This window comes from Sulfurovum sp., from assembly GCF_049668085.1.
Lineage (GTDB): Bacteria > Campylobacterota > Campylobacteria > Campylobacterales > Sulfurovaceae > Sulfurovum.
In genome coordinates, this window is record NZ_JBATIY010000147.1 from 1 (window position 1) to 12,396 (window position 12,396).

Consider the following 12,396-nt stretch of genomic DNA (forward strand, 5'->3'; position numbering starts at 1 on the left):
ATGATTAGCTGTAGATAGGGTGTTCATAGGGGAGGCCATTGCTGTCATGTCTCCCACATAAATAGTTCACAACGTTCATTTTCTCACTCCCATACCTAACAATATCCACCCCATATTTATCTAATTCTAAGTGACATATGTAGTTGAATAGGCTGGGTAACTATACCATTGGTGCATTTGTTTTATGTTTCTTTGATATAGTGCAGAATAAAGATGAAGATTCCTATGATCAAGTGGGTTATATAGGGACATGGTTGTTGTAATTTTCACATATATGTACGTTTTTAAAATAAGGAAAATCTATGAAATCAACAAATAAAGCTTCTGTAAAAGTAGAGACGCTCTCCGATCTCGCGTTGTTTGCAGATTATTCATTCGTGGACACGCTAAGTCCTGACCCTGAAGCCACTGAAGACGGTTTTGATCACGCTCCGAGACAAGTCTTTAGTGGACATTTTGTCCCTGTGAAACCTACGCCGATCCAAGATCCCAAGTACATCGCGCATAGTAAAAACTTCTTTAGCGAGCTTGGCTTTAGTGATAATTTAGCAACATCAGAGGATTTTATGCGAATGTTCTCCGGCGATACTTCGCACTTACCCGAGCGCTTGCGTCGACTTGGCTGGGCAACAGGGTATGCACTCTCCATCTACGGAACCGAATACTATGAACAGTGTCCTTTTAAAACGGGTAACGGATATGGTGATGGTCGTGCCATGTCCATCCTTGAAGCGGTGATCAACGGACAGCGCTGGGAGATGCAGCTTAAAGGAGGCGGTAGAACACCTTACTGCCGGGGTGCTGATGGTCGTGCCGTCTTGCGTTCAAGTATTCGTGAGTTTTTGGCACAAGATCATATGCATGCACTGGGCGTTCCGACATCACGCTCTTTGAGTCTGTACACCTCAGAAACAGAGACGGTAAAACGGCCATGGTTTACAAGAGGATCGTACTCAAAAGACCCCGAAGTTATGATTGATGAAGCCGTTGCTATCACAACACGGGTTGCCCCTTCGTTTATTCGAGTGGGTCAACTTGAACTTTTCGGTCGTCGTGCACGTAAAAATGAGCATCCAAAAGCGATGGAGGAGCTTGAAAAACTGGTGTTGCACTTGATCGATCGTGAGTACAGTGATGTCATCGATGCGCATTTACCAATCGAAGAGAAAGTACTTGTACTGGCACACGAGTTTCGAAGTCGACTCACTTCGTTGGTGGCAAACTGGATTCGTGTTGGCTACTGTCAGGGAAATTTTAATGGCGACAACTGTGCTGCAGGGGGCTTTACCCTTGATTACGGCCCATTTGGGTTTATAGATATGTTTGACCCGAAATATCAGCCGTGGACGGGCGGTGGAGTGCACTTCTCATTTTTAAATCAACCTCAAGCTGCTGAGCGTAATTTTAATATGTTCTGTTTGGCGTTAAAGCCGCTCCTGGAGTCGAATCAGGATGCTCTGGATCAGTTGGATGAGATTCGAAAGGGCTTTGCCCGAGTCATGCAGGGGCAAATGATAAAGATGTGGGCTTCCAAGCTTGGGCTAAAAACTTTTAATGCATCACTCTTCAATGAACTTGTACCGCTTATGATAGAAACCTCTGTCGATTATACGATCTTCTTTCGAGAACTCTCCACGATACCTGAAGATATAAGTCCCCTTGTAAAAAGTTTTTATAATGATTCGTTTTATGATGAAAAGATTTTAAAAAGTTGGTCAGAGTGGCTAGAAAAATGGAAATCACTCATTCATACTACAAACCCCGCCGACATCAATGCCACTTCGCCTGAAGCCCGTGAAAAGCTCTCAAACCAAATGAAACAGGTTAATCCAAAATACACTTTGCGAGAGTGGTTTCTTGTCCCTGCCTATCAACAAGCCACAAATGGAGACTATACACTTATTAAAGAGTTGCAAGAAGTGATGACAAACCCATATGAGGAACAATCTAAAGAGATAGACGAGAAATACTATAGAGAAAAGCCCTCTGAGTACTTTGAAATTGCCGGCATATCACATGTCACTTGTTCGTCGTGATTTTTGATGCATTCTTAAATTAAAATTACAACAACAAGTTTACACTCCAATCGACGACGATGGAATGAAGTAACATTATCTAGTCGTCATTATGCAGTTGTCCAGTAAATTCAAATCCAAACTTCATTTTGTTGGCTATTTCTTCTTGTACTTCGTCTATGAGGTCGTCAGCTCTTCCTTCTATTTGGTCTATGAACATTTTTTGTTCTCTTTCTCGTTTAAAGGTATGTACCTTGTAAGATTTATCGGCACCATGTTCTTCTATAAACTTTTCAATCGTATCTTCCCATATGAAGGTTAGTTCATGTTCTATGGTCTGTGGTTCTTCATCACCAGGCAGGGTGTAGTTAAACGCTACATCATCTGTGTAGGTTATGACCTCATACGCTTTATTTTCTTTTTGAGACGTTACTTCATTGTTTGTCATGATTATGTCCTTTAGTATATGTTGTTTTTTAACTGTTATATCAAAGATAGCTTTAAATAGGATAAATTTTATCCTATTTGCTTTTTTTGTTCCAAGATAGTAATCTTTTGTATCACTTTTTTAGACTTTGAAACTCTACACGATCATCAAACGTAACATCTAATTTTTAACAAATTTCATAATATAAATGTTATAAAATTTGTTAGATTATAAGTTTATGCTTCACCGGTCATTTTCAGAAAAAAAATATTTTTTATATGCTCTTATCTTGTTCCCAAATTTCTTCTATACTTGTGACAGCTTAAAAGAAAAGGAAAACAATGAATAAATTTACAATAGTCATTTGGGGGTCTGATAGGCATAAATTCAATTCACCTGAAAGACGTTATAACAACAAAAGAATATGTGCCACTGGTAATATAAGTTCTTATCGAGGAATTCCTCAAATTGTTGTGACCAATAAAAGTCAATTGAAATAAAATGAATAGAACTCTACGATCCCTAAAAGTTAAATCCATGAACCTATACCTTAGTTACCGTTTAGGGGTTTATACCTTAGAAGAATATCAAGAACATATTAAGACTTTAGATGACGAAATAGATAAGCTTGAACTACATGCACTTAATCGTCATCTTCAGGACACTCCTGCTTCTGAAAGATCATCTTTAATACCTCTTGATTAATGAGAACATCTTCCAATGGAGCACTGTAGGCACTTACTGTATCATTTTCTATATTTGAATCATTAAGATGGGTGAGATGTATAGCCTCTACAAGCTTTCTCCCACCATCAAGCAAGGGTGTTGAACCTACTTCAATGATAGTGTCTTGATTGGCTATCAGATGCGCATAATATCGAAGAAAGAGTAGTGATGCTACTTTTTCATTGTATGCAAAAAAACCAATTGGAAAACTACAAGCTTCTTCTTCAAATGTGGCTATGTCATTTTCCGTTACGTCATTTACTTGAATCTCAAATGAGATGATCTTCTTAAATACATCAGGTTTTAAACGAAGCGTAAAAAATGCTCCCATGAATTGACCTTCATGCTCTGCTATCACAAACAGACTTGCAGGATGTAATGCCCAGGATTTTAAATGATCTATATCTATGTTAAAAAAGTTGTTGGTCAGTCCAGCAAGGATAGCATGTGGCATTTCTAACATGATATCCAGATCTTTATAACTACGTATATGGCTAATCTTTATATCATCAACAGTAAAAGCTTTTGTTGGGAATTTCAGTATATGTTCTTTAGAATGTCCAATAAGATTTCGTATCCCAACCCTGCAGAGTTCATCTTCAACATTATCCATATCGTAAAAGCACGGAAAGAAGTGCGTAGAGTACTTTTTGAAGAGTTTGATGATACTTACTTGTCTTGATAGACTAGGACGAGTAGTACCACGTTCCCATCTGCTTAATGTACTTGGATTCAAGCCTGAAAACTCATCATTAGCGTTATAGAGTTCTTGTACAAGCTGCTCTTGTGTTAGGCCATAACGTTCACGACAGGTTTTTAGGTAGTCATTAAACTGCAAGTGTTCACCTCTTTTCAATATACAAAAGTATAGCAAAGATATGGTTTGAGATGGAGGTGGTCATTTTTAGAAATATTTTATTTTGGATATGCCCTTATCTTCATTTCTAAATCATCATATACTGTACATATATTAGAATAGATAGGAGATCCAAAGTGACATTAAAATTATTTAAAAAAATGATAGATACAAATAGTAATAACCCTGAAGAGCTTTTGTCTCTTCTTGAAAATGCTTGGGATGATAGAGCTGTTGATATGTTGCAATATATCCATATTAGATCAGATATAAAGATGCAGTACTATCATGATCTGGCACAAATAAAAGAGCAGGCTATACAGAATATGAAGATTGATATATTGGAAAACTTCAAGGAGAGAGATACACTTACAGAACAAATTTTGAAAAATATAAAAAGAGGATAGGCTAATTATATTTTTTATAGGGAACTCTCAAAACTATATTACCACCTCTCTTTATTGAATAATTCATTTATACTTGTAGTTTATTAAATTAAAGGATTGCAATGGAATTAATATTACTTTTATAGCGGTTTTCCTCTTTTTTTTAATCGGTCTTTTAGTTAAAAATACTGAAGGAAAAACACATAAATATACTGGAGCACAAAGGCTGAAGTTAAAGAACACATAGAAGATCTTCCAGAGGTTAAGGTCAAACACGTCATTGACGGCAATACGGTAGTTGTCGTTAAAAAATGGCAAAATATCCCCAATTGTTGCTTTCTCATTTTTTCTTTTTTCCTTCAAATAATAACTCTAAGATGCTATAAGTACTAAATTCGATAAAATACAACTCATATAAAAGTTTCAAAAGAAAAAGGTTTAATGATAATGAGTGAGAGTAAAGATTTTTTACGCACAATAGTTGAAGAGGACTTAAAGTCAGGCAAGTATAAAGAGGTTGCGACAAGGTTTCCTCCAGAACCTAATGGGTTCCCACATATTGGACACGCTAAATCTATCTGTATCAATTTTGGTATTGCAGATGACTATCATGGTCACTGTAACCTTAGAATGGATGATACCAATCCAACTACAGAAGACACGAAATACGTTGAAGCTCTAAAAGATGCTGTAGAGTGGCTTGGATTTAATTGGGATGGCAATGTTCGATATACTTCTGATTATTTCCCTAAGCTATATGATTATGCTGTTGAACTTATTAAAATGGGTAAGGCATACGTTGATAGTCTCAGTGAAGATGAGATACGTGAATATCGTGGAACGGTAACGGAACCAGGAAAACGAAGCAAATACGCTGAGCGTTCTGTTGAAGAAAATCTAGACCTTTTTGAAAGAATGAAAAAGGGTGAATTTAAAGATGGTGAGCATGTACTAAGAGCTAAGATCGATATGTCTGCTGCCAATATGAAAATGAGGGATCCTCTTCTGTATCGTATTAGGAACGCACATCATTATAGATCAGGTGATGAGTGGTCTATTTACCCAATGTATGACTTTGCACATTGCCTGTCTGATTATATTGAAGGCATAACTCACTCCATTTGTACATTAGAGTTTGAGAACAACCGTGCTATTTATGATTGGATACTTGATACTCTCGGGTTAACGTCGTCACGACCTTACCAGCATGAGTTTGCAAGATTGGGGATCAACTATACAGTGATGAGTAAACGAAAGCTTTTAGAGCTGGTTGAAAGTGGACAGGTTAGTGGATGGGATGACCCTCGCATGCCTACGATCGCCGGATACAAAAGAAGAGGGTATACGCCAGAATCTATTTTGAATTTTTGTGATCAGATAGGTATAGCAAAAGCAAATTCAATGGTTGATGTTGCACAGCTTGAATTTTGTATAAGAGATGATCTCAATACAAAAGTGCCTCGTGTACTATGTGTGCTTGACCCGCTCAAAGTTACGATCGAAAACTATGAGGGCACTGAAGAGATCGATGCGCCATACTATCCTCATGATGTGCCTAAAGAGGGTTCAAGAAAGATACCGTTCTCAAAAGAGATCTATATCGAGCGTGATGACTTTATGGAGAACCCTCCAAAAGGCTATTACCGTCTTACACCTGAACAGCCAGTGAGACTTAGACATGCTTACATCATTACTTGCAAAGAAGTGATCAAAGATGCTGATGGTAATATCACAGAGATAAAAGCAGAGTATCATCCAGACTCTAAAAGTGGTTCAGATACGAGTGGTATCAAGGTGAAAAGTGCTATCCAGTGGGTAAGTGCAAAAGAGGCTAAAGTAGTAGAAGTAAGACTTTATGACAGACTGTTCAAAGATGAAGCCCCTGAGGGAGTAGAAGATATCAACCCTGATTCTTTAAAAGTGATTCAAAATGCTCTTATAGAACCAGCTGTAATCACTGAGAAACCTGACGAGAGATTCCAGTTTGAAAGACAAGGGTATTTTTATGCTGATCCCATTGATTACACGGATGAAAAGCCTGTGTTTAATAAAATTGTCAGTCTTAAAGACTCCTGGACTAAAAAGAAAAAAGCAGTTGAACCTGCATCTGAACCTCAAGCTAAAAAAGTGCAAGTAGATGGTGAAGTAGCACCTATGAGTGAATCTCAGCAGGCACTATTTGATAAGTTTACTGGTGAACTTGGACTGAACAGTGAAGTAGCTAATACACTAGCGCGTGATGAGAAACTATCTAGTTTTTACGAAGATGCTTTATCCGTCAATAACAGCCCGGTAACTATTGCTAACATTGTGGCAAATGAAGTGGCTAGAGAACTCAAAGAGAAACAAGCAAATGAGCTTGAATTTAATGCAAAACAAGTAGCTGAGCTTGTTCAAATGGTTGATGATGGGACAATTTCAAGTAAAATTGCAAAACAAGTATTTGAGCAGATGGCTAAAAACGGAGAAAACCCAATACAAATCGTTGAAGCTAAAGGACTTGTGCAGATAAGTGACCCTTCTAAAATTTCACCTATTATTGATGAAGTTATTGCTAAAAATCCAGATAATGTCGCTAAGTTTAAAGCAGGTAACACCAAACTTTTAGGCTTCTTTGTCGGTCAAGTTTTAAAAACTACAGGGGGCAAAGCAAACCCAAAAGTAGTGAATGAACTTGTGGCTGAAAAGTTAAAATAATCAACTCAAAGAAATAGGAAGAAAAATGTATCCAGGATCAAAAATAAGAGAAGGCTTCTCAATGAAAATTAGCGGGGTCCACCTTAATCGTCCAGACTTGCATAATATAGCGGCAGAATTGGGTATTGGCACTAGAGATGTACTTACAAAAGATGGCATACTTACCATTTACAACACATCTGAAGTATGCCAAGAAATTATAGATGATAATGCTTTAGCCTCATTCGTCTCAATGGCCCTCAATATTTCTGCTGAAGATATCAGTGATATCAAAGAAGTGATAGAAGAACCTGTAAAAATAGAGTTTGATCCCAGTGATTTCGAAGATGACGAGGACGATGAATAGCCTCGTTAGTAGCTTTATATAACCAGCCTAGTAATGATGTTACTCAGCATCCTCTTCATCTTTAGCGATCTCTTCACGTATTTTATCCATATCAAGTCCTTTAACATGAGTGATGAGCTTATCAAAGGCTTCTTCAGGTAGGGAACCTGCTTGATTAAGTAGGATGATACCATCTCTGACTACCATAATTGTTGGGATAGATTGGATACCGTATTGTCCTGATATAGCTTGTTGTTCTTCTGTGTTGACCTTTGCAAAAACGACATCAGGGTAGTTTTCTGATACTTTTTCAAAAATGGGAGCAAACTGTATACAAGGTCCACACCACGATGCCCAAAAGTCGATAATAACTATTTCATTATTATCAAGTGTTTCGTTAAAGTCTTTTGTTGTTAGATCTATACATGCCATAGTTAGTCCTTTTATATTTGAATGGAGTATAACATAGCGATTGTTTTTGCTCACTTAATGTTATCACTTAGATTATGAATGTTCTAATTCAGGGTGTTCATTACAGGGGGCTAAAGCTGCCGTGAGCAGTTGATTATTATCTTAAATTAGATAGTATTCATAAGATATTAGTTATACCGAATATCAAATATACGATGCTAAGTACATGTACGACAGTGGTTATAAATGGTATTGGTTTTTTTACGAATATGACACTTTAGTGTATAAAGTGGTTGCTTCACCTTATTGATCATTTAGAATAAATGATCGATGCTTCATAAAATTATAAAAAAGGATAGAAAAAAAATGAGTTTTAATAAGATAATGACAGGGTTTCTACTTACTTTAGCATTCCTCTCAACGACGGTTATTTATGCTGAAGAGGCACTTAAAGAACCTGTAGCATTAAGTACAGAAAATGCTGATATTTCATCCAAGCAGCTTAATCTGATGATCAATCATTTAACTTCAGATGAACTTTTCGTCGAAGCCGATGGATGGTTAAAATACTTGAAAGAAGCAGTAAGAAAAGTGAATCAGTCCAAGCTTTCCATACAAGAAAAGAATGCTGAAATAGATGCCTTAAAGGCACTGGATACGAATGAGACAACAGCAGAGGAAAAGGAAGATATACAGCAGAAAGTTAATAAAGCAAAAGAAGAGAAAAGTATTCTTCTTGAGAAGGAAACAAAGCTTATCGAAAAAAGACAGCTCATGGTGAATCGTCTTGATACAGTATTGGAAAACATCAATGACAAAATTGGTGTGGATATCAAGGGTAATGAGTTGGATAAAGTACTTCCTTATCGCCGCTATATAAATAGTGTAAGTGGTATTGCTTTAGAAGTGACCGATGCTGAATCTGCATGGACAATTATTTACGGATGGGTTATGTCTGAGCAGGGAGGTATACATTGGCTTATAAATCTGGTTAAATTTATTGTTATCATTTTAGTTGCCTTTTTTGTGAGTAATCTATTCAGAAAAGGTGTAAAAAGAGCTCTTGAGCTTTCTCATAGCAATTCAAAACTGCTAAATGACTTTATCGCTAACATCATCCATAAACTGGTAATGCTTGTAGGACTTCTTGTTGCCCTTGCCGCACTGGACATAAATGTAGGACCAATTATGGCAATGGTAGGTGCTGCAGGTTTCGTTGTTGCATTCGCACTTCAAGGTACCCTCAGCAATTTTGCCAGCGGAATCATGATCATGCTTTACCGTCCTTATGATATAGGTGATGTTGTAGATGTTGCAGGTAGTATAGGAACTGTACAGTCTATGACACTGGTATCTACAAGTATCGTGACTGCAGATAATAGACTGATGGTTGTTCCGAACAACTCCATATGGGGAAACATCATCACCAATGTGACTCACAGTCCTACACGCCGTGTGGATATGACCTTCGGAATAGGCTATGATGATGATATCGAACAGGCTCAAAAGGTTATGGAGGAGGTCCTTGCAGAACATCCATTGGTACTTAAAGATCCTGAACCTACGATCAAAGTACATGAACTTGCAGATTCTTCAGTAAACTTTATATGTCGTCCATGGGTTAAAACAGCTGACTACTGGACTGTGTACTGGGAAGTAACCCGTGCTGTTAAAGAACGTTTTGATGAGAACAAGATCTCGATTCCTTATCCACAGATGGATATCCACCTAGATCCTGCTAAAGACTAAACAAGATATTTAAAGGAAAGCAGATGAAAATAAATAAGGCAATTACTTTTTGTATCTGCGGTATTGTTGTTAATTGAGCTAACCATTTAAATTTCAATGCCCGTATATATAAGGGATTTATGGGGTAGGGCATTGATTTCTAGTCTCCTCCCGACCCATACATATAAACGACGCTCTCAGCAAATATACTCAAGCCTTCTAGAGATACTTATTACAACAATGATGATCAACCTCTTGTATGAAAACAATCATTGACGGTAGATGCTTTGAAATGAAATTGACATAATTCTGACATTTATTTAATATAATTTGCTCATATCAAAACATGGGAGTGAGAAATGGGAGAAAGAGTACAGGAGGTACTAAACGATAAAATACTTTTGATGATAAGTATATCTACTTTTTTTACATATATGGCTACTGCTATACTGCTCTATCAAGCGTAACAAAGACTTACATAAGGGATGCGTACAGGATCCGTTTAAAATACCAGTAGCACCCACAAAACTGAAAATCAAGTTGGCAGAATGTTATTTGCCTTTTAGCCCTGTCACTTGAAGTAAAGCATTTGCTGCTTTTCCGTTATCAACAAGCTCATTAAGCATATTGTACTCAACGCCACCTACTCTTATTTTTACGTTATAAAGCTTTTCTCCGGGAACCGGGTCTATATATACAACTTCTACTAAGCTCAAATTTACAAACACTTCAGAAGTACTGTCGTCCGTGTGATAACATTTTATAAAACTCATTTTTATTCCTTTTTGTTTAGGTAGAAGATTATACTTAAAGCTACCTAAAGTTTAGTCTTAACTATATTAACCGCAGCTTCTATCTGCTGCGTATTAGAACTCTATATGTTATTCATATGAATCCATTTCCTATTTAAACACCACTATTTGAATAATTTTCTTTCATATCCATAGATGTCATTTCTAAATTGGGCTATGCCGTCATCATCTATCCAAGCGGTATGATATTCTACATAAACTGGAATCTGATTCTCTAGAGTGACCCATTGATTCTTGTCTGTATCATATTCATATCCTAATTCGTTTAAAAGTGCTAATGGTTTTTCCAATCGTATACAGCCATGAGAAAATGCTCTTCTATGTTTATTAAATAGCGACTTTGCAGGGGTATCGTGCATATAAACATTATATTTATTGGGGAATAAAAACTTCACTAAACCCAAAGCGTTTTTTGCACCTTCTTTTTGATACAGTTTTCCTTCACTATTATAAGCGAACCCTTCTTTTTTTAAATAGCTTTCTGATTTATCTGCATACTCATTACGATATATCGATGGTGGTACATTCCATCTTGGGTTTTTGACGATATATTGCATTTTTCTATTAAATACAGGAGTTCTCATTTTGCTTTTACCTACAACGATCTTCATATTTAATATGGGTTCATTATCGTCATAATAATGCATTTTGAATTCAGGAATATTGACCAAGACATAATTTGAACCTTTTGGGCTTGAAATTCTTTCCCATACCAAATTCTTTTTTACTTTTGTGATGATACTTGAGATAGATCTCTTTAATGCTCTTTTTGTATTCGGACCTATCTTCCCATCAACTTCCAAGCCATTTCTTCTTTGATATTCTAGAACTTCAGCCTCAAATTCTGGGCTATAGTCCGAATTTTCTTCAAGTCTAGCAGACTGCAGTAGATTGAATACTTTTTTAATCCTTATGATATCTTCTGCATCATCCCCCTTGAATTGTGGCGGCGTGTATTCTGTTCTGATAGTGTATAGGTAATCCAGGTATTTTTTTAAATCAGTATATCTTTTTGTCTGTGGCATAAGATCCATTGTATAACGATAGATATCACCATTACGTAGGGCGTTTTGTATCTCACTTTTACGGATCGTTCTATAGGAATGTTTATCTCCCCTGAATCTGGAGTAGTTTAGATTACCGTTTAACAAACATTGAGATATCTGGTAGTCTGTCTTACCCTGGCACAGACTATATCTTTCCTGGTAGTTTTTTAAACCCTCATCAGGGGCTGAAGCAAATATAAATGTATGTATGAGTATAAATATAAATATTGTTTTTTTCATAATACTGTAACCTTTGAATTTAATACAGAATGAGAACCAAGTTCAAATAAAATATTTATAAGTATAGCAGATAACAAAGCCTTCAACTATTCAAAAACGGTAAAAATATATATGAAATTCAATATATCTTCACATTTTTTTCACAGTAATAGAGCATAATACATTTAAATGATATAATAATCTTATAATAATTATCATATATTAAAATATAAAAGGAGTTTTTGTGAAGTTGTTTATACTAGCCTTAGTGTTTATTCTTTCTTCCTCTTCCCTGTCAGCTTTTTCATTTAATGGCTGGCATTCGGGAATGACACTTGAGAATGTGCAGGAAGCAAATCGTCTTGAATATAACAAGAACTTTAAAAGTGCGACATGTAGCGGCACTTGTAGAGATATTTATTTTACAGAAAATATTCTTGGAGCAGAAGCCAAGATCACGCTTCATTTTACATTAAACGGTAAAATGCTTTACAAAGTAGAAGTGCTTTGGGGTTCTGGTATCAAAGAAGAGGATATGCAAAGATTTACCGATGAACTTACTGCATTTTTGGACAAAAAGTATGGTGAAATTAAAGTAGGTATCCGTCCAAACTATAATGGATTTGATACGTTAAAAGAAAAAAAATGGCAACCTGAACCAAACACGGAAATAGTTGCAAGGAAGGGACTTTCATCTTTGGCACTTATTCTTACGGACATAGAGCTTGAGAGTAACCATGCTTTTGAA

Annotated in this window: 11 protein-coding genes; 6 read left to right on the plus strand and 5 right to left on the minus strand. The window is 36.4% G+C overall.

The features are described 5' to 3' along the window. The first annotated feature begins 302 nt into the window (after positions 1–302). On the plus strand, positions 303–2,036 hold the full coding sequence (locus WBM70_RS09105; protein ID WP_424558195.1) for a protein adenylyltransferase SelO: 1,734 nt from the start codon (positions 303–305) through the stop codon (positions 2,034–2,036). A gap of 79 nt (positions 2,037–2,115) precedes the next feature. Here the strand turns inward: WBM70_RS09105 and WBM70_RS09110 are convergent, their stop codons facing one another. Beyond that, the gene (locus WBM70_RS09110) at positions 2,116–2,463 is read right to left on the minus strand and encodes a hypothetical protein (protein WP_424558196.1); all 348 of its coding nucleotides are present in this window, start codon (positions 2,461–2,463) and stop codon (positions 2,116–2,118) included. A 622-nt stretch (positions 2,464–3,085) separates the two neighbouring features. Then, a complete protein-coding gene (locus WBM70_RS09115; RefSeq protein ID WP_424558197.1) occupies positions 3,086–4,006 on the minus strand; it encodes a helix-turn-helix domain-containing protein in 921 nt (306 codons plus the stop codon). Between the two features lie 155 nt (positions 4,007–4,161). Here WBM70_RS09115 and WBM70_RS09120 point away from each other — a divergent pair, with 155 nt between their 5' ends. The 3 genes from WBM70_RS09120 (at position 4,162) to WBM70_RS09130 (ending at position 7,453) form a co-directional block, all read left to right on the plus strand. Beyond that, positions 4,162–4,431 carry a hypothetical protein gene (locus WBM70_RS09120; protein ID WP_424558198.1) on the plus strand — a complete coding sequence of 90 codons (270 nt, stop codon included), beginning with the start codon at positions 4,162–4,164 and terminating at the stop codon, positions 4,429–4,431. 426 nt (positions 4,432–4,857) lie between these two features. Beyond that, a complete protein-coding gene (locus tag WBM70_RS09125; RefSeq protein ID WP_424558199.1) occupies positions 4,858–7,107 on the plus strand; it encodes a glutamine--tRNA ligase/YqeY domain fusion protein in 2,250 nt (749 codons plus the stop codon). A gap of 61 nt (positions 7,108–7,168) precedes the next feature. Further along, positions 7,169–7,453 (plus strand): hypothetical protein, encoded by a 285-nt coding sequence (locus tag WBM70_RS09130; RefSeq protein WP_424558200.1) that lies wholly within the window; start codon positions 7,169–7,171, stop codon positions 7,451–7,453. Between the two features lie 39 nt (positions 7,454–7,492). Here the strand turns inward: WBM70_RS09130 and trxA are convergent, their stop codons facing one another. Then, a complete protein-coding gene (gene trxA / locus WBM70_RS09135) occupies positions 7,493–7,864 on the minus strand; it encodes a thioredoxin (protein ID WP_424558201.1) in 372 nt (123 codons plus the stop codon). A gap of 345 nt (positions 7,865–8,209) precedes the next feature. On the opposite strand from trxA, the gene WBM70_RS09140 reads away from it, so the two are divergent. Continuing rightward, the gene (locus WBM70_RS09140; RefSeq protein ID WP_424558202.1) at positions 8,210–9,592 is read left to right on the plus strand and encodes a mechanosensitive ion channel domain-containing protein; all 1,383 of its coding nucleotides are present in this window, start codon (positions 8,210–8,212) and stop codon (positions 9,590–9,592) included. A 530-nt stretch (positions 9,593–10,122) separates the two neighbouring features. Here the strand turns inward: WBM70_RS09140 and WBM70_RS09145 are convergent. Together WBM70_RS09145 and WBM70_RS09150 are read right to left on the minus strand one after the other, a co-directional pair. Then, positions 10,123–10,344 (minus strand): hypothetical protein, encoded by a 222-nt coding sequence (locus WBM70_RS09145; RefSeq protein WP_424558203.1) that lies wholly within the window; start codon positions 10,342–10,344, stop codon positions 10,123–10,125. Positions 10,345–10,487: 143 nt separating this feature from the next. After that, positions 10,488–11,669, minus strand: a complete 1,182-nt coding sequence (locus WBM70_RS09150) for a L,D-transpeptidase family protein (RefSeq protein ID WP_424558204.1) — start codon at positions 11,667–11,669, stop codon at positions 10,488–10,490. Positions 11,670–11,892: 223 nt separating this feature from the next. Between WBM70_RS09150 and WBM70_RS09155 the strand changes: the two genes are divergently transcribed. Beyond that, on the plus strand, positions 11,893–12,396 hold a 504-nt coding region (locus tag WBM70_RS09155), incomplete at its 3' end, for a hypothetical protein (RefSeq protein WP_424558205.1).